The sequence below is a fragment of the Pseudomonas sp. G2-4 genome, from assembly GCF_030064125.1.
Classification (GTDB): Bacteria; Pseudomonadota; Gammaproteobacteria; order Pseudomonadales; family Pseudomonadaceae; genus Aquipseudomonas.
Genome location: NZ_CP125957.1, coordinates 1,623,163 through 1,645,351, shown reverse-complemented (window position 1 = coordinate 1,645,351; position 22,189 = coordinate 1,623,163). Strand labels below are relative to the sequence as shown.

Here is a 22,189-nt window from a genome sequence, read left to right as displayed (position 1 = left end):
CGCTGGAGAACGACCATGTCACCTCTCATTCGTCTGCTCGGCAGCTTCATCGCCTTGATGATGGCCATGGGCATCGGCCGCTTCGCCCTTACGCCCCAGTTACCTCACTTGATCGGCGAAGGTCAGATCGACTTGACCGCCGCCGGTCTGATTGCCGCCGCCAACTACCTGGGTTACTTCCTCGGCGCGCTCGACGCCATGTTCGCCCGCCGCCCGGAACAGGTACGGCGGCGTTTGATCGGAGGCCTGTGGTTGTGCGTGCTGCTGACCCTGGCGTCGTTCTGGGCCTGGGGTTTCTGGCCGCACCTGGCACTGCGCTTCGGCACTGGCGTGGCAAGTGCCTGGGTGATGGTGATGATCACCGCCCTGAGCCAACCCTTGGCCGCAGCGGCAGGACGGCCGCGGCTCGGCGCGCTGGTGTTTGCCGGCCCTGGGTTGGGTATTTTTCTGACAGGCTTGCTGGCCCTGGGCTCGAACCTGCTGGGCCAGACGTCCGCGACCCTGTGGCTGGTGTACGCCGGGGTGGGGTTGGCGATGTTGCTGGTGATCTTGCCAATGCTGCCGCAACCCGCCGCCGCGACCACTGCAACGCCGGTCACCACGTCGCCGAATCGCGGTATCGCTCGACTCGGTGTGGTGTACGCCTTGTACGGCCTGGGCTACATCATCCCGGCAACGTTTTTGTCGCAAATGGCCTCGGCGCAGTTCCAGGGGCAATGGCAGGCGGACCTGTTTTGGCCCTGCTTCGGCCTGGCCGCGGCTATCGGCGTGCTGCTGGTGAGCCTGCGTCGGCCAAACCCGAACACCACCGGTCGTTGGTTGATCGGTACGTTGTGGCTACAAGCCGCCGGGGTCTTCGCCTGCCTGCTGGGCAGCGGGCCGGGGCTGGCCTTGGGGGTGATCCTGTGTGGCGCGCCCTTCCTGGCCTGCATGCAATTGGTGATGCTGCGCTCACGGGAACTGGCGCCACACGCCACCCAGCGCAACGCCGGACTGCTGACCGCCTGCTTTGCCGTGGGCCAGCTCAGCGGCCCGCTGCTGGCGGCGCTGAGCAGCCATTTCAGCGGCGGCTTGCAACCGGCGCTGATCATCGCAGGCAGCGGCCTGGTGCTGGCCGGTGGACTGTTGCTGCGGCCCGCCAGCCGAAGCGCCGTGAGCCCGTGCAGCCAGACCGCCCTGCGTTGATCAGGCCTGGCCGGCCGGGCTGAGCGATGGCTGCGGCGCCACCTCGCGCCGGGCCAAGGCGAAATACAACACCCCGCCGAGGAAGCAACCGGTGAACCAGGCAAAATTGGCCATCGATTGCAACATCGGTGTAAAAGTGATCGCCACACCCATCAGCGTCGCCGGCACCAACGCCTTGACCGCCGTCCAATTGATGCCGCCGCTGTAGTAATAACGCCCACTTGGCCCGTCATTGAACAGCGCATCGACGTCGATCTGCTGTTTCTTGATCAGGTAGTAATCCACCAACAGAATCCCGAACAGCGGGCCGATGAATGCCGCCAGCACGTCCAGGGTGTAATGGATCACCTCGGGGTTGTTGAACAGGTTCCACGGCGTGATGAAGATCGAGGCCAGCGCCGCGATCATGCCCCCGGCGCGCCAGCTGATTTTGCTGGGCGCAACGTTGGCGAAGTCAAAGGCCGGGGACACGAAGTTGGCCACAATGTTGATGCCAACGGTGGCGGTCACGAATGCAAAAGCCCCCAACAGCACAGCCACGTCGTTGTCGATGCGCGCCACGGTGGCGATCGGGTCGTGAAGCATTTCACCGAACACCGGCAAGGTTCCGGAAACAATCACCACGGTAACCAGGGAGAACGCCAGGAAATTCACCGGCAGCCCCCAGAAATTGCCACGGCGAACGTCAGACATGCTCCGGCAGTAACGACTGAAATCGCCGAAATTCAGGGTCGGGCCGGAAAAATACGACACCACCAGCGCCATCGCCATGATCACCTGGCCGAAGGCCTGCCAGCCGGACAGGGACTTTTCCGCCAGGGTGAAGCTGATGTTGCTCCAACCGGCCTTCCACACGATCCAGCCAGCCAACAGAAACATCACCGCGTAGACCACCGGCCCGGCCCAATCGATGAAACGGCGGATCGACTCCATGCCCGTCCAGAACACCAACGCCTGGACGAACCACAGGCCGAGGAAACCGAACCAGCCCAGGTAGGACAAACCGGCAAATTGCGGCGCGGCATAGACTTCCATTGCAGGAAAAAACCGCAGCACCACAATGATCAGCGCGCTGGATGCCAGGTACGTCTGAATGCCGTACCAGGCCACGGCGATCAAGCCACGGATCACCGCTGGAATATTCGCCCCAAACACCCCGAATGCCAGCCGACAGATCACCGGATACGGCACCGCTGCTTGCTGGCTCGGCCTGGCAACCAGGTTGGCAATCAACTGCACGATGCAAATCCCGCCTAACAACGCGATCAACACCTGCCAACTCGCCAACCCCAGCGCGAACAGACTGGCGGCGAACACGTAGCCGCCGACGCTGTGCACATCACTCATCCAGAACGCGAAGATGTTGTACCAATTCCATTTCTGCGGCAGCGGGCCCAAGTCCTCGTTATAGAGGCGAGGGCTGTAGCCGTTGGGCAATTGCTCGGACATTGCGAGGCTCCTTTGAGTGCCGCCGTGCCCCCGAGTCGACCTGCTCACCATACTGCGCACGGGAGCCGGCATGGTTTGTATACGCGTTGCTACGCAGAATGCGTGCCATAGGCGAAGAATGTGAGACAAACCGTGGTGTGTGGCGCAAAGGAACGCCGCGCAGAAACGGGCGCACGCCCATGAACAGGGCGTGAGTGCATGCTAAAGGTGCAGGGTTTTGTATACAGCGCAGATCAACCATGGCGAGGGAGCCTGCTCCCGCTGGGCTGCGAAGCGGCCCCTCGAACATGCCACCTCGGTGTGTCAGCTTTGATTGCGTGCAACTGGTTTGGGGGCTGCTTCGCAGCCCAGCGGGAGCAAGCTCCCTCGCCACGGGGGATTGTGTGCAGTTAGCTCAATTCAATCCGATCAGCATGAATAACAATCTGCCCATTCTTGTACAGCGCACCAATGGCTTTCTTGAAGTTGCCCTTGCTCACGCCAAACAGGCTGCTGATCAGCACCGGGTCGCTCTTGTCGCTGACCGGGAGCGTGCCGTTGTTCTCGCGCAACTTGGCGAGGATCTTTGCATTCAGGCTGGTGGCGGCTTCCTGGCCCACTGGCTGCAGGCTCAGACTGATCTTGCCGTCCGGGCGGATTTCCTTGATGAAACCTTTTTCCTCTTTGCCGGCGCGCATGAACTTGAAGATTTCGTTCTTGTGGATCAAGCCCCAGTGCTTGTTATTGATGATCGCCTTGAACCCCATGTCAGTGGCTTCGGCGACCAGCAAATCAACCTCTTGGCCCGGCGTGTAGTTGGCCGGCGTCTTGTCCAGATAACGATCCAGGCGCGCCGTGGCGGTGATGCGGCGGGTGTGCTTGTCGAGGTAGACGTGCACCACGCAATACTCGCCAGCGGTCATCTGGCGCTTTTCTTCGGAATACGGCAGCAGCAGATCCTTGGGCAGGCCCCAGTCCAGGAACACACCAATGCTGTTGACCTCAACCACTTTCAGGCTGGCGAACTCACCCACCTGCACTTTTGGTTTTTCGGTGGTGGCGATCAGTTTGTCGTCGCTGTCCAGATAAATAAAAACATTGAGCCAGTCTTCATCTTCGCTGGGAATATCCTTGGGGATATAACGGTTGGGCAGCAGAATTTCGCCGTCCGCACCGCCGTCCAGATATAAACCGAAGTTAGTGTGTTTAACCACTTGCAAACTGTTGTAGCGCCCGACTAAAGCCATTTCCTGTACCCTCATTGCGTGGGCGGCATTCTACCCGGTTTTGCGCCGCGATTCGTGAACGCAAGCAAGGTTCGCCAAGAACCCCTGCGCAACCCTTGATTTTCCTGGGTTTGCGCTTGAGGCTCGGCCATTCGTCAGGCGATGGACGGTGCGTACCCTGCGGCATCGGCGTTATATTCGCGCCACGGTTGTTAGTTAAAACAGGGGCTTAGGGCAATAACGGCAGGATAAGCCAGCCGCTATTCAGCTCCCACACGGGTAATCTTGAAGGATATTTGCCAAGCTATTGTCAAGTATTTCCTGTACGATGCCTGGCCCAATTAATTATCTTTAGGTTAATGGCCGTCATGCGCGTAAAAGCATCCAACAGCAAATCAAAGCCAGCTCCAGCCGTTGAAACCAGCGAGTCGATCAACGACCAAATCGCTGCGTTCCTCAAGTCCGGCGGTGAGATCCAGCAAATTGCCAAAGGCGTCAGCGGCCAGACTTTCGGCCCGTCCAAGCAGATCAGCCTGGGCAAAAAGTAACCTGCGCGTCACCTGGTCCCAAAGCGCTTTGAGCTTCGAAGCGCTTGGACTGGAACCCCTCCTCGCTCTATCCATTTCCCATGAATCGACGAACGGCCTTCGCTGCCGAGCATTCGCCGGTATCCTTGCACCTCTCTAGCTCAAGCGTTTCAGCTTAGTTACCGTTCCTGCTCCTCGCTATTTCACGGAGTGAAGCATGCGCATTCCTGTTGTTCCGCTGGCGATCAGCCTGCTGACATGCTCCTTCGCCCAGGGGCAGGTGTTCCAGCGCGAACTCGGCGACTTCGACCTCAAACTGGGCACTACCCCGAGCCGCAGCATGGCCGAGGGCCTGGTCACCCCGTCCAGCAGCGGCTCATTTCATGGCGGCCTGGACCTGAGCCACGACAGCGGCTGGTACGTCGGCCAGTGGTCACCCAGCGCCGGCCTGACCTCGTCCGCCAACCTTGAAATCGATTCCTACATGGGCTTTAAACAACCCTTCGACCAGACCCTGGGCTACGAAGTCGGCTTGATTCACTACAGCTACCCCACCGTCGATACCCTCGACAGCCAAGAATTCTTCGGCGGCCTGACCTTCCTTGGCAGCCGCTTCGGCGCAGCCTTGAGCAACGATCCGGACAAACAGAACAGCACACTGTTTGCCGACCTGGGCGGCAACGTGCCGTTCGGCATCGGTATCAGCGCCAAATACACCACCCACCAGCTCAACTCACCGGTCTCGGTGGAGAACGGCTCCGTAGGCAGTTTCAGCGACTGGTCGTTGAAAATTTCCCGTCCGTGGAAAGGCATCGACCTGGACTTGATCTACAGCGACTCAAGCCTCAGCGGCAGCAGTTGCTCGGCGTACTCCGGTCACAACAGCGAATGCGACGGCCTGCTGACCCTCAAGATGGCGCACCCTTTTTACTAACTCTTTTTACTAAGTGTTACGTATTCAATCGGCTGAACTGCCGCGCGCCTGCGATGCTCAAACAAAACAGCTACACCTTCGCAACCATGCCCTCGCAAGGACTCGCTCATGTCGCGCTGGTTAACACGCACCGCCATGTTCATCGCCCTGCTGCTGACGCTGACCGCCTGCAGCCGTGTAGGCCTGGCCTACCGCAACCTCGACCTGATCATCCCCTGGACCCTCAACGACTACCTGGAGATCAAAGGCGAGCAAAAAGACTGGTTCAACGACCGCCTCCAGGAACACCTGACCTGGCACTGCACGACGCAGTTACCCGGCTACCTCGATTGGCTGGACCGCTTGAAAACCATGGTGCAAACCAATCAAGTGACCGACGAAGCCCTGCAACAGCGCACCCGGGAAGCCAAGGCCGCCATCGCCGAAACCGCCCGGGCAATCACCCCGTCGGCCACCGAACTGCTGCAAGGCTTGAGTGACGAACAAGTCGACGACATGGACGCCTCTTTCGTCAAAGACCAGCGCAAACGCCAGCAGCAATACCTCAAGCCGACGCTGCAGGAGCAGATCCAGGAACGTAGCGCACGCATGGAAAAACGCCTGAACGACTGGCTCGGCCCGCTCAACATCGCCCAACGCCAACGCGTCGTGGCCTGGTCCACCGCCCTAGGCGACCAGAACCAGCAATGGATCGCCAACCGTGCCCACTGGCAGAACCAGTTCAGCGAAGCCGTGGCCCAGCGCCACAGCCCCGACTTCCCGAAACGCATCGAGCAATTGCTGGTTAACCGCGAAAGCCTCTGGACCCCGGCCTACCGCGAAGCCTTCAACAAAACCGAAGCCCAGGCCCGCAGCCTGCTGGTGGACCTGATGGCCGACAGCACCCCGGCCCAGCGCGAACAGCTGCTTAAGAAAATAGACGGGGTGAAGAAGGATTTCAGCGACTTGAAGTGCCTGAAAGCGGCACGATCTTAGAACCACTGAGATCCATTGTGGGAGATCCAATGTGGGAGCGAGCTTGCTCGCGATAGCGGTCTGACATTCAACAGATGTGTTGCCTGTTCAATCGCTATCGCGAGCAAGCTCGCTCCAACAGGGCTCAGTGCAGGCCTGTCAGGCAATCTGCGCCTTCGAAGCCAACTCATCAAAGGTAAATTCATCCAGCGCATCGTCCTGCTCATCCAGCACCTGGCGCGGATGATCATTGCCCGGGATGCTGCTGTCGATCAGGCTCAACAACCGCGAACCACGGGGCGTCAGCACAAAGTTCTCGCCATTACCGCCCTCTTCCTCCGGCCGAGGCTCAATATAACCACGCTCCAGCAGTAACTTTTCGTACTCCCCGGCGACCGCTTTCAGATGATCGAGGTTCTCGATCTCCTCGCCCTCGGCCGCCTTCGCCGCCGCGTACTCCTCCGCATAAGGCCGAGGGGTGAAGCTGTGGCCAGCGCCGTTCTGCACTTCATGCAACAACTTTTCGATCAAGTCCCAGTTATAAGTCGTCATCCTGGTCCATCCTCTAAAGAGTGAGATGCCTACCTAGGTTGTGACCGAGGCGCTACGCCGCCGTTCAGCCGGGTTCGCGGGCGGGCCATATCACCAGCCGACCAACGGCCTGTCGAATTCATCGAAGGCCAAACGACTACCTGTTGAAGCGCCGACTCAGCGGCTCTGCCATGTAGGAGAAATCATCATGAACGTAGAGAATCATCCAGTCGTCTCACGGGAAGAATGGCTCACCGCCCGACGCCAACACCTGGCCCACGAAAAAGCCTTCACCCGCGAACGAGACAAACTCAGCGCCGAGCGCCGCGCCCTGCCCTGGGTAAAAATCGACAAACCCTACCGCTTCCAAGGTCCCCACGGCGAACTGAGCCTGGCCGACCTGTTCGGCGGCCGCAGCCAACTGATCATCTACCACTTCATGTTCGGCCCTGGCTGGACACAAGGCTGCCAAGGCTGCTCCTTCCTGTCCGACCACATCGACGGCGCCAACCAGCACCTGGCCCATCACGACGTCGCCGTCGTAGCCGTCTCCCGCGCCCCGTTCGCCGAGTTCCAACCCTTCAAACGGCGCATGGGCTGGGCCTTCGACTGGGTCTCGTCCAACGGCTGCGACTTCAACCCCGACTTTGGCGTCACCCTCAATGACGAAGACGTCGCCGCCGGAAAAGCCACCTACAACTACGAAAAATCCGACAGCACCGAAGGCGAACTCCCAGGCCTGAGCGTCTTCTATCGCAACGAAGCCGGCGACATCTTCCACACCTACTCAACCTACGCCCGCGGCCTCGACATCCTGGTTGGCACCTACAACTACCTCGACCTGACGCCCAAGGGCCGCAACGAAGAAGAAATCATGGACTGGGTACGGCATCACGATAAATACGACGAGGCCAAACCCCACAGCTGCTGCCATAGCTGATACGCCCACTGGCCCAGTCAAGCGCGGTCCCCGTGGCGAGGGAGCTTGCTCCCGCTCGACTGCGCAGCAGGCGCCTGCGTTGCCTGAACCGCCGCACCCCAAAAGCCGACTGATGCTGGGCCAAAGGTCCTACACAAAGCTCGGAAAGCGGCGTCTTGTAGCTCGAGAACGGGGCGGCCTATAGTCCGTTGTCGTCCCAAAAGGCGACTCGGGTTTGGCGACCCGACTACAGAGAATGCGAAAGCTACCAGCTCATTGCAGGTACCGACGCACCCGCAAAGCCGCTATATTCCACGGCGGCTGTGCGCGGGAGATCTTCGGATCTGCCGGTTTTCTCTGTAACCGGTTCGCCAACCTGCGCACAGCCACCACCCAATCGTTTGGCGACGACTGAGTGATGGCTTTCAGCCAATCAAACAGAGATCTTCAAAATGAATCGATACATGCCCATCACTGGCATCGACTGCGTCCCCGCTACCCTGCTCATCGACACCGAAGCTCCACTCGATGTCCTCTTCGAAACCGCCGACTACCGCATCCGCACCGTGACCCAACTGCTGGAAAACATCGCGTTCCGTTCGGATATCAGCTCCGATACAGTGGTGCTTTCTGACTTCTGCAAAATGCTGACGATATCGTTGCGCGATGGCTGTGATGTGATGGACGTGATTGGGAGGCGGTTGCGGGCGCAGGCTGCTGAGTAATGAAAACGGGCGACTTGAAGATCGCCCGTTTTTCAACTCTTAAATCGGATCAGCACTCATCAGAAAATCTTTACTCTTCATCCCAAAAATCTCCGGGAGGCGCATACTCCCCCCCTCGTAAGACAGCGCACCAGCCGTAACTTTTATAGAACATTTCAAGATCAAGGATCTTGTAAACGCCTTCATCAACTTTCTGCAACGTAATCAAACCATTAGCGAAATGCGTATATCGACCACCCGCCCCTGCAACGGCTCTTAACTCCAGTTCGAGCATCGATCTGAGCAATGTTTGCTCATCGCCGCCCTTGCCTCGAAAACGCCCAAGGGCAGCATCTAAAACGGCACCACTGGACAGGCAAACGACCCTCTTCATTTTTCGCTTTCAGTTCAAGCGTTTAGCCGCTAAGGAAGTGCCATTCAAATCTGTCCCCTTTTCCTGCTCAAATCTGCCAACCTCCCAGCCCTAGTTACTTATGTAGATACTGTCACCTGACCATCTTTCAGGCTGTACAACCCTTGCAAAACTCCTGCCACAACAGGTAAATCAAAGACACTCTCCGAAGAAAATGAAATGGGAAAATCCGAACGAATCACTTGCAGCTCTGGAGAATAGTTTTCCCACATCGGTTCGTTCATCCCACTCCAAAAATTAATACACTGATCCACACCGACAAACATGACAGGCTGCAGGTGACCAATGGCCGAACTAACACCCCAATAGATATACCCTATATATCTAGCACCGCAACAGGTTTGAAACCAAGCCCTGACAATGACTTGAAACCCTATATCAATCTGCTCCTTAGAGCATATAGGACGTACGGTTAGCTCGTTCTGGACAGTCTCATCCATAGGGAAATACCAAACACCATGCTCTTCGATATCTCGCGCCGTCAAATCGTATACCTGCTTATCAAGCATAAACCACCTACTTAATTAAATGTTTAATAGACTCAAAGAGTTCGGGACGCCCAATATCCTTATAAGCCTGCTGCAACCCCGTTTTTATTTGACCAGAGGTATAGATTGCTTTTTTACCTTCCTTCATTGGCGGCAAATATTGATTGATCGCTTTATGCATGGCATCTGGATTAATCGCTCCAGTGTGAGCATATTGAGTAATCAAAGTAGCCGGATGATCAAGCATATCGTTACGGCTGTACCCCAACATCTCCCCCAAATACTGCGGTAGGGTGTGATGCGCTTGAAAACCTTTATTCAACCCCTTTAGTTCCCTGTAGGTCGGATTGAGCACTTCAGGCAGGGTCTTCCCTGCGTCTTTTGCATCCGAAGCATAAGTCGCCAAGCTTCCAAGTAGATCACTGGCTTCCTGCGCCTTGCCATCCTTTAGCAGGGCTCTGCTCTCACGCATCCCTATAGCAAAAATATCACCAGCGCCAGGGACCACACCTATCGATGCAAAAATATAGTCCCATGCATCCTCAGCTTCTGCAAAAGCCTTTACATCCCCAATCCCCGGCGCCAGGTTAGTTCCTATCGAAAACAGGCTCTTGCTGATACTGGTTGAAATTTGACGAATGACCGCATCATCCAGCATCTTGATACTGCGCAACTCACCCAGAATCGTAAAATTCATCAACGCAGGATCTTTCAAATCCTTTTGCAATTGCGCTTGCGCTTCCGGATTGTCCAAATGCCTCAAGAGGTCAAATCGAGCTATCTGGGCTTCCGTCCGCGCGGCAGTGCAGGCTGGGCTCGTGGCAGCTCCATCACACGCCGCCCAAACGGCCTTATCACGATTCACGTCCAGTAGATTAAGCTCTTCCCTACGGGCACAGGCCTGCTGATCGCCATTGTTACAACCTTTAATGGCCTCCAAACGCTCGGTGTTCTCTGTGTGATTGAGAAAATTGTTCTGCGTCGCGTTGGCGGCGATGTCTGCTGCGATACGCGGGTCGCTGCCTGAAACCACTGCTGTGAGCACCCCAAGCAACTGCGACATGGCCAACAGGTTGGCCTCAGCCTGCTCGGCTCCCGGTTTGTTCGGATCATAATCCTCGGGTAGAACCAGCTTCGCCAGATATCCAATAAGCGCTTCGTTGGCGCCTCCCGCCAAGGCTCCTGTCCTGAAATCACCGCCCATGGCCATCGATTTCAAGCCACCCACCAAGGCGTGGGCAGCGATTTTGGAGGGACTGCCTTCGACCATGTAGTCACCGACTGCATTGGCGGCAACAGCACCGCCAATATCAATGACGGCGCCTAGCAGGTTATCGACAAAGTTATCGCCAAGGCTGCCGCCCTGTAGGGCGGTTTGGACCAAGGTTTCTGCGCTCGTCTTCAAGACGATCTGGCCGGCACTGTTCCAATCGAAGCCTATTTTAGTCGGATCGTAGCCGAGGCTGCTTCCAATGCCGCCCATCATCCCTGAAATCACATAGCTTTTAAGGCTTTCGCTGCTGGTGACGTCTTTCAGAACCGCGCCCAAATCACCTTGGTTGCTAATGGCGCTGTTGACTGCGTTAGTTTCCACGGCGATCAGCACCGCATTGGCAAAGCCTGACGCGAAGGTTCCTCCCGTAGCCCCTATCAGACCTGCTCCAGCACCGCCCGTGACCACCGCCAGCACGATTGCCAGGACCATTTGGGCGGCAACGCCAAGCCCTGAGCTTGAATATTTGAAGCTCTGGTGGATTTCCTCCACACGACGCCAGTCGACGTCGCCTCGTTTTTCAGCCTCCTTCAACCACGCCAGCTCAGGGTCGGCCTTTACCATCGCATCGATAGTCTGGCTGACAGACTTCTGATTGATCTGCTTGATATCGATGTTCAAGCCGTCAACGGCCTGGATGATCAAATCACCTTTCGCCATTAGTTGGCTCTGGCGCAAGGTTTCGTCAGTGTGGCCCTTACCCTTCATGGAGTTCCAGGCCATGCTGGAATTATTCTTCGTGTGGCTTTCTTGAACGAGATCCTTTACGCCTTCAAAGGTAATCGCACCGCCGCTCAGCAACGCTGCATCGTTGCCACTGTTCAGCTTCGCTACTTGATACCGTTGATCCCCACCACTGAACAGCGTCAGATTGCCCCCAGTGGTGATCTCACTTCCCACATGAGTTACCTTGGTCAGCTCATCTCGCCGATTCTGTTTTTTCCCAAAACTGCCCTTCTTCTTTTTCTCATACAACGAATAATCGCTATTCTGTGCTGCCAGGAGTGCCAGGTTCTCTCCAGCCAGCAAGTAAGCCTCGTCACCGGCGTTGATACGACTGGAGATAAGCGCCATGTCTTTCCCGGCGTCCAACCTCACGTCGCCTCCAGCATTGATAGCGCTGCCGACCTGTTTGACGTGATCCTCTTGAGCAGTGACCTTTTTCGACTTGCGGTAAGAGTGAGTTTCGTTGGCGCCTGAGGCAATGATCATGTCCTCGTCGGCGGCCAAGGCTACATTGCGGTCGGCACTGATCTTGCTGGCGATGGCATTGAAGTCTCGGCCGGCATTCACAACGACGTCGCGACCGGCATCTACCTCCGAGCCCAGTTGGGTGATTGAACTTCTGCGGGTACCACCGGTGTTGGAGGTCTGCTGCTGCGCAGAGACTATATTCACATCCTGCCCTGCATCGATTTGCGTGTCGCGCCCGCTGACCATGACACTGCCGACGCTGTTGACGTCTCTACCGGCGCCCATGGTCAGGTCGTTGGCCGCCTCGATACGCGAGGCGTTATCTGCATAGTCCTGCCGCTGGGTATAGCCCTTGTTGCTGACACTTGCGGTGGTCAACGTGCGCTCGTTGATGATGTCGCCAACCAGCGCATTCATGCTGATGTCACGCCCGGCGATGATGCCGCCGGATTGGTTGACAATGGTGTTGCCAGCTAACATGTCGAGGCGATTGCCGGCTTCAATCAGTCCGCTGTTGGCAAGGTTCTGGCCTGCGGTAGCGGAAAGATTATTGGTGGCTCGAAGCGTGCCGGCGTTCTCCAGATCCTTGCCGGCAATCAACGTAACGTCCTGCCCGGCAATCAACGCGCCATTAGGTGCCAGGCGGTTATTGGCCTGGGCCATATACAGCACCGGCACCAGCACCTTTTCGCCGTTCACTTCGTGCTCTTCGAGCCAGACGATGTCGTGGGTCAGGGCGGCAACTTGTTGGGCGGTGAGGGTGATGCCCATCGACAGGTTGAGTGCGTCCTTGCTGGCGATGGCGTTGTTCATCAGGTACTTGAACATCGCATCGTCGGAAGTCTGGCCGTCGATGAAACGCTGGCCAGTGCGAGCGACGACGGCTTGTTGGATTAAACGCTGTTCGAACAGACCGTCGCCCAGGCGTTTGGCGCTGGTGTCCGCGTCGTAGCCGAGTTTCGTCAGCAGATAATCCGAACTGGTGAATGACTTGAGGTTGGTAAGGACCGGATTGGTCTCGATCAAGTATTTATGTGTCGTTGAGGTAACAGCCGTACTCGGCAGCCCCGTCACCCGCGCCACCGTTTGGCCTGTGACAGGCACTGGTGCGCTTACCGAGGCGTCGATCGGTGGAGTGCCCGAAGTGTCCAACGCAATGTCGGCGCCACGGGTGACGGTGCTGTCAAGGGAATGCCCTGGCAGTTGTGGCGTGCTTGTGGATGAGTCCGTTGGAGCGCTGACCTGAATGGCGGACGCGCCAGCCGTGACGCTACCGCTCTCACGATTCAATAATTGCACCTGTCGTTCGGCGGCGGAAACCTGGGTGACATCGGTGATCTGGATGTCGCGCACATTGGCGGTTGGGGTGGCGGTCGATCGATTCAATGCGCTCACGCTGGCGCCGCCGATTGTCCAGTTCTGCGACACGGGCGGCGTCTGGGACACTGACGCGTCGCTGGCGCCCTGCCCGCTCAGCCGGAACAGGCCATTTTGACCGGTGGGGAGGCTGAAGCCGGGGAGTGTCAGGGGGTTTATTTGTTGTTGGGCCAAGTCCGGTGGGAGTTGGCTGTTCAGGGTCACGACCGTGGTTTTGCCTGAGCCTGAGGCGGCGGTTGTGGTGTTGCGGGAGGAAGTCGTTATGCCGGTGGAGAACGGGCGCTCCACGCCGTTGGTGATTTTGTTTGTTGCGGTAATGGAGACGTTGCCGCCGGCTTGGATGATGGCGGGAGCAAAGCTATCAGATGAAGTGGTAGAAAAAACTTCAGATTTAAATGCGTTGAGATTTTTTATGAAGGCAGGCAAATCCGCGCGAACGCCCGTTGAGTATTTAGAAGCTTCGAATATGATCGCCGATGATATATCCCAAGACCATGAAAGGTGCAAGGTCACCGGACCGATAACTTGAACACTTTCCTTATCCGGATTCTTAGACCCCTGACGGAGAACGCGTGAATAAGCTATGGACTCAACTCCCGCAGCATTCCAAAAGCGCATATCCTCATTATAGTCAGCATCATTATGTATATTGTAATTTACAACCTGCCTCATCGTATCCAAGAACGGGCTATAGTCAGAATAATATTGATAACTCGTGTAATCCCCCAATGCAGTAGCTGAATTCTCAAAACCGTCTACATTTATAGCAATATCACCTCCCGCGGTGACAGATGAGTTTGAATTTAAAAACGAACCTCCTTGAACAGTCAGCTTTTTTCCTGCATTCAAGGAGGCCGCTTTGGCTTCAGAGTCCCCAGACACTACTACGCGATACTTTTGCTGAAAAACCAAATACGAGGAAGGTAATTGTTCCCATGTCCCAGACGTAGGAAGCGAATTACAACTATAGCAACGAAAGCCCAACGCCGACGAATACAACTCCGCCTCAGTCTTGAAGTCCCCTCGCTTATTAATAATCGAATCCGCATTAATAGAAAAATCCAGCCCACTCTCCATGGTGCCCGAATCATTCTCCATCAACGCCGACCGTCCCCCCAGGTCATTGCGCGCTACATCAATGTTCTCTAGCGCATAAACATCCGACTTACGGTTGGTGAAACTCCCCACCCGCAGCTTCATGTCGCCACCGCTGAACAAAAACCCACCTTGATCGTTCAGCAAGGTCGAAGCCGTCAGTTTCAATCCATCCGCACCGGCAACCGTTCCATAGTTATTAATGGTGCCCGCAGTGATATTCAGCGCACCCGCCGACGTCATCCGCCCGTAGTTGTTCAGGCTGCCCAGGCCACCGCGCCCACCGATCGTCGTGGTCCCGCCACCGGTGATACTCGCCACGCTACTCAAGTCGATCGCAGCGGCGTCTACCGTCATGTCGCCCAGGCTGGTGACTCGGCCATTGCCGCTGTACCGCCCGGTCAACTGCAAGCCCAGGCCACCATCACTGGCGATCAACCCGTTGTTAACCCAGTTCCCGCCCTTGCCTTCCAGTTGCGTCGAAGCCAGCAGTTGCCCGGTCTCGGTCTGGGTGAAGTTGTTGACGTCGACCGTCAACCGTCCGGCCTGGATGGCGCTGGTGTTCGTCCAGGTATCGGCCTTGAGCGTCAGGCCGCCACGGGTGACGATGTCGCCGCCAGCGCCGGTGACGTTGGCCAGGGAGATGTCGAACGTGCCGTCGCCTAGATGCAGCAGTTGGCCGCCGCCGTTGAGGAAGCTGTTGGCGGACAGGGTCAGCTGACTGTTGACGCTTTCCAGCTTGCCGTTGCGGTTGTCGAAGAGGCTGCCGATCTGGAAGTCGGTTTTGCCAGCGCCCCCTAGGGCACGCAGTTGGCCGGTCTGGTTATCGAGGCTCGCGGCGCTCACCACCAAGGTGCTGTCGCTTTCCAGAATGCCGCCACGGTTGGTCAGGGCGCCGTCCAGATCCAAATGGATGGCATTGCCGGCGATCTGACCGGCGGCGTTGTCCAGGCTGGCACCGGCGCCGGAGACCTTGATCAGGCCAGACGCGTAGAGACCACCACTGCGGTTGTTCAGGCTGGCGGTGTCGATGACGATATCGCCCGCCTGCGCGGCGATTCGACCGCCGTTGTTGTTCAGCCCGGCCAAGGCGCGCAGGTCCAGACGTTGGCCTTGAATCACACCGCCCTTGTTGTTCACATCGAAGCCGTTACGCAGCACGCCCACGGTGCTCGCCTCAAGGGCGCCCTTGAGGCTGGCGAGGGTGCCGCCACGGTTGTCGATGCTGGCCGCAGTCACGCTGACATCGCCGGTTTGGGCGATGAGTTTTCCGCCCTGGTTGTCCAGGCCTGCGCGCAGTTCAAGACTCAGGCCGGTCTGGCCTTGCATCTCACCCTGGCCGTTGGCAAGGCTCGCGGCATTGAGTGCAACGTCGGCCGTCTGGTTGTAGATCAGGCCATTGGTGTGGTTCTGCACGGCTCCGGAGGCTGTGATTAGCAGCGCATTTTTCGCGGCGAGGGTGCCCGTATTGCTGTTGTCCAGGCCATCGGTGAGCAAGGTCAGCAGGCCCTGGCTGGCGATCTGGCCGCCCTGGTTATTGATCTGCGTGGCGCGCTCGACCCGCAGCGGGCCGACGCTAGCGATCTTGCCATTGGTATTGGTCAAGGCGCCGAGCAGGTCCAGGGTCACGGCGGCGTTGCCGATCAGGTTGCCACCGCTGTTATCCAGCACAGAGCCGGTGAAGCTCAGAGCTTTTTGCGCGTTGACGGTACCGCCGGCGTTGCCCAGGGTCATGGCGTTCATGACCAGCACAGCACCGCTGTCGATCAAGCCGCCTTGGGCGTTATTCAGCAAACCGCCGATGACGGTCAGGGTCTGGTCGCCGCTGCTGGAAAGAATCCCGCCACCGCTGTTATCCAGGCTGGCGGCGCTGACAGTCAGTTTTTTCTGCCCGACCAACGCACCGGCGCCGCTGTTGAGCAGCGCCCCACTGAGGGTGACGCCAACGTCTCCATTGCGGCTGGAGAGTGTGCCGTTGTTGCGGTTGTCCAGGCTGGTGCCGCGGACGTCCAACCCCTGCCAGCCGGAGATCAGGCCGTTCTGGTTGAGCACGTTGGTGGCGTTGAGGCTGAGCAGGTTGCTGCTGATCAGCTTGCCGCCCGTGTTGTCGAGGGTGCGCCCGGCCAGGTTGAAGCTCTGGCTACTGGAAATTTCACCGCCCTGGTTGTTCAGGTCGCGCAGGCCGTTGAGGGTCAGCGGACCTTTGGCGGTGATCAGGCCATTGCGGTTGCTCAGGTCATGGCCGCCCAGGTTCAGCGTGAGGGCTTTCTCGCCCATCAGGCGACCGCCATTTTGGGTGAGCGCCGATAGGGTCAGGTTCATGTCGCCCTTGGCCGACACTTCACCACCGTCGCTGGAGTCCAGCGAATCGGCGCCAAGCGTGAGGTTATCCTGGGCATTGATCAGGCCGTTGGCGCTGTTGTTCAGGGCCATGGCGTTGAGGACCAAAGCGCCGCCCGCCAGCACGCTGCCGCTCTGGTTGTTCAAGTCGCCGCTGTTGAGTGTCAGGCGTTGCGCGGCGCTGATCAGGCCTTGGGCCTGGTTATCCAATTGTTGATCAATTGTCAGGTCAAGGTTGCCGCGGCTCGTGAGGGTGCCGCCGTTGTTGTTCAGGCTTTGAGCCCGGGCGTCGAGGGTGGCCGCGCCGATCACGCCTTTGACGTTGTTCAAGGCCTGGGCGATGCGCAGGGTCAGGCCCTGGTTGCTGAGCAGCCGGCCGTTGTCGTTGTTGAGGTTTTTCGCCGCCAGGGTGAACGCCTGGGCGCTGGAGATTTCGCCGCCCTGGTTGTTCACGCCGTTGAGGTTTTTCAGCAGCAAGGTGCCGGGGGCGTTGATCAAGCCATTCTGGTTATTGAGCTGGCCGTTGTTCGTGTCCAGGCTCAGGGAAGTGTTGCTGAACAGTTGGCCGCCCTGTTGATCCAGGCCGGAAACCGAAGCGGTCAACGCACCTTGGCTGCCGATGCGTCCACCGTTCTGGTTGGTGACTTGGCCGGCCTGCAGGTTCAGCGTAGCGCCGCTATTGAGGCGACCGTTCTGGCTGTTGTCGAAAGCGCCGGTGGTGACGCTCACCGCGCCTTTGCCGCTGATGTTGCCCTGCTGGCGATTATCCAGCGCCGTGCTGGTCAGCAGCAGCGCGCCGTCGGTGACCAGTTCGCCGCCCTGGTTGTCGAGCCGCCCCAGGCTGTGCACGGTGAGGTCCGCCGCGCTGGACAGGCTGCCGCCGGTGTTGGTCAGGTTGGCTGCGCTGATGTTCAGCGTGCCTTCGCTGCTGAGTTGGCCTTGGGTGTTATTCAGATCGCGGCTCAGACTGATGCGCTGATTCTGCTGACTGACCAGATAACCGCCGCTGTTGTCCAGGGAGCCGCCATCGAGGCTCAGCTTAGTCTTGGCGCTGAGCAGGCCTTTGGTGCGGTTGAGCAGTTTATCCACGGTCAGTTTCAGCGCTTGCCCGGCGAACACCTGGCCGCCGTCGCTGTTGTCGAGGTTTTGGCTGACCAGCGTGACGTCTGCATTGCCCGTCAGCTCACCGCCACGGTTGTCGAGATCGTCAACGTCCAGTTCCAGCGCTTTTGTCGCGCCGATCAGACCGGCCTGCCGGTTGTCGAGGCTGGACGCTTTCAATGTCAGGTCGGTGGTGCTGATCAGCGTGCCTTGGCGGTTATCCAGGCGGGTGACGGTGGCGTTGAGCCCGGCCTTGCCGGCGATGTTTGCAGCACGGTTGTCGAGGTGATCAGCCGTCAGCAGCAGCGCACCGTCGGCAATCAGCGAGCCGCGTTGGTTGTCGAGCAGGGTTTGCACATTCAGGTCGAGCTGAGCTCGGCTGCTGATCAGGCCATCGCTGTTGTCCAGGCTGTTGCTGCGGCTGTCCAACGACGCTGCGGAAATGACGCCCCGGGCATTGTTCAGGGCCTGGGCGGTTCTCAGCACCAGGCCTTGGTTACTCAGCAATTTACCGCCGCTGTTATCGAGGTTTTGCGCTGCCAGAGTGAAGGCTTGCTGGCTGGAGATTTCACCGTTCTGGTTGTTGACGTCCTTGAGGTTACTCAACAGCAACGCACCCGAAGCGTTGATCAGGCCGGCCTGGTTGTTCAACTGGCCCTGGTTCATGTCCAGGCGCAGGCTGGTGTTGCTGAACAATTCCCCTTGCTGTTGATCGAGCCCGGTGACCGAGGCGGTCAAGGCTTGGCTGCTGGCGATGCGGCCGGCGGCGTTATTCACCTGCGTGGCATCAAGCTGGAGCGTATTGCCTGAGGTCAGGCGCCCGCCCTGGCTGTTGTTGAGGGCGCCGGTGGTGATTTGCGTCGCGGCGTTGCCCGAAATCAGGCCCTTCTGGCTGTTGTCCAGGCTGACGCTTTTAAGGGTCAGGGCGGCATCGGTGCTGATGGAGCCGCCCTGGTTGGTCAGCCCGCCACTGCTCACAATCGACAACGCGCCAGCGCTGCCCAAGCTGCCAACGGAGTTATCGAGGCTGCCTGCGTTGACGGTCAGCTCGCCCTCGCTGCTGATCAAGCCTTTGTTGTTCAACAAGGTGTTATCGAGGGTGATCACCAGGCCGTTGAGGCTAGCGATTGCGCCATCGGTGTTGTCCAGCGTGCTGCCGCTGAGCGTCATGCGGCCTTGAGCGTGGATCAATCCTTTGTTCTGGTTGATCAGTTGAGCGACTTTCAATTCCAGGTCAGTGCCGGCGATGAGTTTGCCGCCAGCGCTGTTGTCCAGCCGTTGACCGCCAACCTTCACGCCAAGCCCTGCGGACAGTTCGCCCGCCCGGTTATCGATCTGCCCGACCTGCAAATCCAGCGCTTTTGTGGTGCCGACCAAACCGCCGTTGCGGTTATCCAGTGTGCTGCCCGCCAGGCTCAGGTTGCCTTGGGCCACCAGCGCACCGCCCTGTTGCTGCAGGGTATCGATCACGGCGGTGAGGTCGGTTTGGCTGGAGATGCGACCGAGGCCGTTCTGCACCTCAGCGGCCTTCAAGGTGAGTGGACCTGCGCTTGTCAGCAGGCCGCTGCTGTTATCCAACCGCGAGCCTTCGAAGTGGATGCCAGCCTTGCCGGTAATGATGCCGTTGCTACGGTTGTCCAGTTGATCAACCGTCAACTGCAGCGCCTTGTCGGCGCGGATGTTCCCACCGCGGTTGTCGAGCGAATCGCTGTGCAACGTCAGCAGGTCATAGCCGGACAGGCGACCGCCACGGTTGTCGATGGCGCCGGTTTGCAGGTCAAGTGCGCCTTTGGCGGCCACTTCACCCAGACTCTGATTATCCAGCAGGCCGCTGATGCGCGCGGCCAGGGTGCCGTCGCTGATCACTTGCCCGCCATTGCTGTTGTTCAGGCTGGCCGCCTGGATATCCACGACCTTGCCCGAACCGAGCACACCGTTGCGGTTGTCCAGCGCACCGCCAAGGGTGATATTCAAGGCCTTGTCGCCCAAGACCTGACCGTTGCCGTTATTCAGCGCCATCGCGTTGAGCCGGGTCAGGCCTGCGCTGGAGATTTCGCCATCCTGGTTGTTCAACGTCCCGTCGACATTGACGGTCAGGTCGGTGTCGCTGCCCAGGGTGCCGCCGCTGTTGTCCAGGCTGGCGGCGCGGACCTCGAGACCGTTGGCCGCAATCAGGCCTTTGGTGTTGTTCAAGGCTTGGGCGATGACCAGGTTGAGGTTCTGCTTGCTGGCGATCGAACCGGCGCTGTTGTCCAGGCTCGTGGCGTTCAGGCTGAAGGCCTGGTCACTGGAGATCTCGCCGTCGCGGTTGTTCACCGCGGCCAGGTTTTTCAGCAGCAAGCTGCCCGGAGCACTGATCAGCCCGCCCTGGTTATTCAACTGCCCGTGGTTGAGGTCGAGGGCAAGGCTGGTGTTGCTGACCAATTGGCCGTTCTGTTGATCAAGACCACTGACGTTGGCATCCAGAGCTTTTGCACTGGCGATGCGGCCGCCAGCGTTATTCACCTGGCCGGCCTTCAATAGCAGCGTGTCGCTGCTGATCACGCTGCCGCCCAGGTTGCTCAGGGTGGCGGTGCTGTGGATGCTCAACGCACCGATGCTGGATAGCTGACCCGCGTCGTTATTGATCTCGGCCGCTTTGACGCTGGCGGTGGTGTCGCTTTTCACGCCGCCCTGGGCATTGAGCAGTTGCCCGCGCAGGTTCAGATTCAGCCCTTGCCGGGCATACAGAGAGCCCTGGCGGTTATCCAGTTGCTGCGCGTTGAGGCTCAGCAGCCCGGCCGATGACAGCAACCCGGTCTGGTTGAGCAACTGCGCCGAGATGCTTGCGGTGAGCGCGCCGTCACTGAGCAAGCGACCTGCCGTGTTATCCATCGATCCAGCATTCAGCTGGACGCTCTTGCTTGCGGTGAGACGCCCGCCTCGGTTGTTCACCTGACCACTGGCGTTGATGTCCAGCACTTGGCCGGCCGCGACCAGCCCCGCCACGTTATCCAACGACGCGACGCGCAACGTGACGTTACTCAAGCTGTTGAGTTCGCCGTTGCTGTTGTTGAGTTGCCCGACATTGGCCGTCAGGTTGCCATTGCTGCTGACGAGGCCTTGGGCATTGAGGAGCTTGTCGGCGGTCACGTTCAGCGCGCCGTTGCTCAGCACCCGCCCCTTGCTCTGATTATTCAAGGTCCCGGCTTTTACCGTACCGGTTTGCCCGGCACTCAAGGTCCCGCCTTGGTTGTTCAACGTCTGCGCAACGTTGGCCGTCAGGTTACGGCTGGCAATGACACTCTTGCCGTTGTTGTTCAGGTTCTGCGCCGTAACGCTCACATCCCCCGTGGCATTACGGGTGTTATCAGCATTAACCCCAGCCTCGATAATCCCGCTATTACTCAACCGCCCACCCGCATCGAGCACGATGCTGTCCCGCGCCGCGAGGGTTTGCTGGTTGGTCAGATCGCCCTGCGTTTGAGCGCTCAGTGTCGTGCCAGCGTAAACCGATCCCCGAGAATCAAGGCTCGCAGCCTTCACGTTCACAGCGCCACTGGCCGAAGCATCGACCATGCTCAACTGCCCATTGGAATCGAGCTGAATATCACCACCGCTGGCAATCAGCTTACCGTCCAACTTCACCCCAACCCCGGCCTCGGTGCCCACCAGTTTGATGGCGCCGGCGTACATGCCGCCCAGGGCCGAGGAGTCGATGGCCAGTTGCGGTTTAGCACTACCGTCGTCGGCACGAGCAGTGGCGTTGAGGGTGCCCGCATTGACGTCGTTGCGGCCGGCGACGATGGTCAGGTTTTTCGCCTGGATTTCGGCGTTGATCTTCGCGCTGCGGGTGATGATTTCGAAGCGGTCGACATTGGTTGCGTTAAGGCCCGCGCCTTCGATGGAGACGCTGCCCTGATCCACTTGGTAGCGGTTCAATTGGCCGTTTTCGATGATCGGTTTACCTGTGCTCAGGGTCGCCCTGGGCGTGTTGATAAACCCGCAGCCATTACACGTAATGCCATGTGGGTTGGCGACAATGACGTGGGCCGATTGCCCCGCCACTTCGGTGTAGCCGCGCAGTTGGCTGGGGTTACCGCCGTTGACTTCGTTGAGGATGATCTTGGCGGCCGTGCCGTTGAGGTTCGGGTTGCCAAGGATGATCCCACCCAGTTGTGTGGACTGGGTGCGGGACGTGGCGTTGTTGAGGATGACGCCGTTGCTGCCGACGTTGTAGTCCTTGAATTTGTTGTGGGACAGGCCGCTGCCGTTGGGCCGGGCGATGTTGACGATGGGCACGCCGTTGCCCGCCCGGTCCAGGCCGGTGCCCGGTGCGCTGACCACAATGCCTTCGGCCTGGGCCCACAGCGGTTGCCAGAACATGACGTTGGCCAACAGGAACGCCAGGCCACGCTTGGGCATGCCCCAGAACTGCTCGCGGGTTTGCAGGGCAGCGGAAGGTTGGCGGGCCAGGAAAGTGTATTGGCGGTCGTCCATG

At 58.8% G+C, this 22,189-nt stretch carries 12 protein-coding genes; 6 read left to right on the top strand and 6 right to left on the bottom strand.

Annotated features, from left to right (window positions below):
- Window positions 1-15 precede the first annotated feature (15 nt).
- Window positions 16-1,185 carry an MFS transporter gene (locus tag QNH97_RS07355; protein WP_283556248.1) on the top strand — a complete coding sequence of 390 codons (1,170 nt, stop codon included), beginning with the start codon at window positions 16-18 and terminating at the stop codon, window positions 1,183-1,185.
- On the opposite strand, the gene QNH97_RS07350 is transcribed toward QNH97_RS07355, so the two are convergent.
- Together QNH97_RS07350 and QNH97_RS07345 are read right to left on the bottom strand one after the other, a co-directional pair.
- Window positions 1,186-2,634 carry an NCS1 family nucleobase:cation symporter-1 gene (locus QNH97_RS07350; RefSeq protein WP_283556247.1) on the bottom strand — a complete coding sequence of 483 codons (1,449 nt, stop codon included), beginning with the start codon at window positions 2,632-2,634 and terminating at the stop codon, window positions 1,186-1,188.
- A gap of 389 nt (window positions 2,635-3,023) precedes the next feature.
- A complete protein-coding gene (locus tag QNH97_RS07345) occupies window positions 3,024-3,860 on the bottom strand; it encodes a CvfB family protein (RefSeq protein WP_025212438.1) in 837 nt (278 codons plus the stop codon).
- A gap of 338 nt (window positions 3,861-4,198) precedes the next feature.
- Here QNH97_RS07345 and QNH97_RS07340 point away from each other — a divergent pair, with 338 nt between their 5' ends.
- The 3 genes from QNH97_RS07340 (at window position 4,199) to QNH97_RS07330 (ending at window position 6,275) form a co-directional block, all read left to right on the top strand.
- Window positions 4,199-4,387 carry a PFL_1563 family small protein gene (locus tag QNH97_RS07340; RefSeq protein WP_025212437.1) on the top strand — a complete coding sequence of 63 codons (189 nt, stop codon included), beginning with the start codon at window positions 4,199-4,201 and terminating at the stop codon, window positions 4,385-4,387.
- A 196-nt stretch (window positions 4,388-4,583) separates the two neighbouring features.
- Window positions 4,584-5,300 (top strand): TorF family putative porin, encoded by a 717-nt coding sequence (locus QNH97_RS07335; protein WP_283556246.1) that lies wholly within the window; start codon window positions 4,584-4,586, stop codon window positions 5,298-5,300.
- 108 nt (window positions 5,301-5,408) lie between these two features.
- Window positions 5,409-6,275: a DUF6279 family lipoprotein gene (locus QNH97_RS07330; protein ID WP_283556245.1), complete on the top strand. Its 867-nt coding sequence runs from the start codon at window positions 5,409-5,411 to the stop codon at window positions 6,273-6,275.
- Between the two features lie 138 nt (window positions 6,276-6,413).
- Here QNH97_RS07330 and QNH97_RS07325 read toward each other — a convergent pair whose 3' ends face one another.
- Window positions 6,414-6,806 (bottom strand): transcriptional regulator, encoded by a 393-nt coding sequence (locus QNH97_RS07325; protein ID WP_283556244.1) that lies wholly within the window; start codon window positions 6,804-6,806, stop codon window positions 6,414-6,416.
- 187 nt (window positions 6,807-6,993) lie between these two features.
- Here QNH97_RS07325 and QNH97_RS07320 point away from each other — a divergent pair, with 187 nt between their 5' ends.
- Both QNH97_RS07320 and QNH97_RS07315 read left to right on the top strand, forming a co-directional pair.
- Window positions 6,994-7,725 (top strand): DUF899 domain-containing protein, encoded by a 732-nt coding sequence (locus tag QNH97_RS07320; RefSeq protein ID WP_283556243.1) that lies wholly within the window; start codon window positions 6,994-6,996, stop codon window positions 7,723-7,725.
- A gap of 431 nt (window positions 7,726-8,156) precedes the next feature.
- Window positions 8,157-8,429, top strand: coding sequence for a hypothetical protein (locus tag QNH97_RS07315; protein ID WP_283556242.1), 273 nt, complete (start codon window positions 8,157-8,159; stop codon window positions 8,427-8,429).
- A 70-nt stretch (window positions 8,430-8,499) separates the two neighbouring features.
- Here the strand turns inward: QNH97_RS07315 and QNH97_RS07310 are convergent, their stop codons facing one another.
- The 3 genes from QNH97_RS07310 to QNH97_RS07300 form a co-directional block, all read right to left on the bottom strand.
- Window positions 8,500-8,802, bottom strand: coding sequence for a hypothetical protein (locus QNH97_RS07310; RefSeq protein WP_283556241.1), 303 nt, complete (start codon window positions 8,800-8,802; stop codon window positions 8,500-8,502).
- Window positions 8,803-8,900: 98 nt separating this feature from the next.
- On the bottom strand, window positions 8,901-9,350 hold the full coding sequence (locus tag QNH97_RS07305; RefSeq protein ID WP_283556240.1) for a hypothetical protein: 450 nt from the start codon (window positions 9,348-9,350) through the stop codon (window positions 8,901-8,903).
- A 7-nt stretch (window positions 9,351-9,357) separates the two neighbouring features.
- Window positions 9,358-22,188, bottom strand: a complete 12,831-nt coding sequence (locus tag QNH97_RS07300; RefSeq protein WP_283556239.1) for a two-partner secretion domain-containing protein — start codon at window positions 22,186-22,188, stop codon at window positions 9,358-9,360.
- Window position 22,189 lies beyond the last annotated feature (1 nt).

Excerpts from the sequence above, each read along its gene's own strand:
- QNH97_RS07355 (WP_283556248.1), top strand. The coding sequence starts at position 16 with ATGTCACCTCTCATTCGTCTGCTCGGCAGCTTCATCGCCTTGATGATG.
- QNH97_RS07350 (WP_283556247.1), bottom strand. The coding sequence starts at position 2,634 with ATGTCCGAGCAATTGCCCAACGGCTACAGCCCTCGCCTCTATAACGAG.
- QNH97_RS07345 (WP_025212438.1), bottom strand. The coding sequence starts at position 3,860 with ATGGCTTTAGTCGGGCGCTACAACAGTTTGCAAGTGGTTAAACACACT.
- QNH97_RS07340 (WP_025212437.1), top strand. The coding sequence starts at position 4,199 with ATGGCCGTCATGCGCGTAAAAGCATCCAACAGCAAATCAAAGCCAGCT.
- QNH97_RS07335 (WP_283556246.1), top strand. The coding sequence starts at position 4,584 with ATGCGCATTCCTGTTGTTCCGCTGGCGATCAGCCTGCTGACATGCTCC.
- QNH97_RS07330 (WP_283556245.1), top strand. The coding sequence starts at position 5,409 with ATGTCGCGCTGGTTAACACGCACCGCCATGTTCATCGCCCTGCTGCTG.
- QNH97_RS07325 (WP_283556244.1), bottom strand. The coding sequence starts at position 6,806 with ATGACGACTTATAACTGGGACTTGATCGAAAAGTTGTTGCATGAAGTG.
- QNH97_RS07320 (WP_283556243.1), top strand. The coding sequence starts at position 6,994 with ATGAACGTAGAGAATCATCCAGTCGTCTCACGGGAAGAATGGCTCACC.
- QNH97_RS07315 (WP_283556242.1), top strand. The coding sequence starts at position 8,157 with ATGAATCGATACATGCCCATCACTGGCATCGACTGCGTCCCCGCTACC.
- QNH97_RS07310 (WP_283556241.1), bottom strand. The coding sequence starts at position 8,802 with ATGAAGAGGGTCGTTTGCCTGTCCAGTGGTGCCGTTTTAGATGCTGCC.
- QNH97_RS07305 (WP_283556240.1), bottom strand. The coding sequence starts at position 9,350 with ATGCTTGATAAGCAGGTATACGATTTGACGGCGCGAGATATCGAAGAG.
- QNH97_RS07300 (WP_283556239.1), bottom strand. The coding sequence starts at position 22,188 with ATGGACGACCGCCAATACACTTTCCTGGCCCGCCAACCTTCCGCTGCC.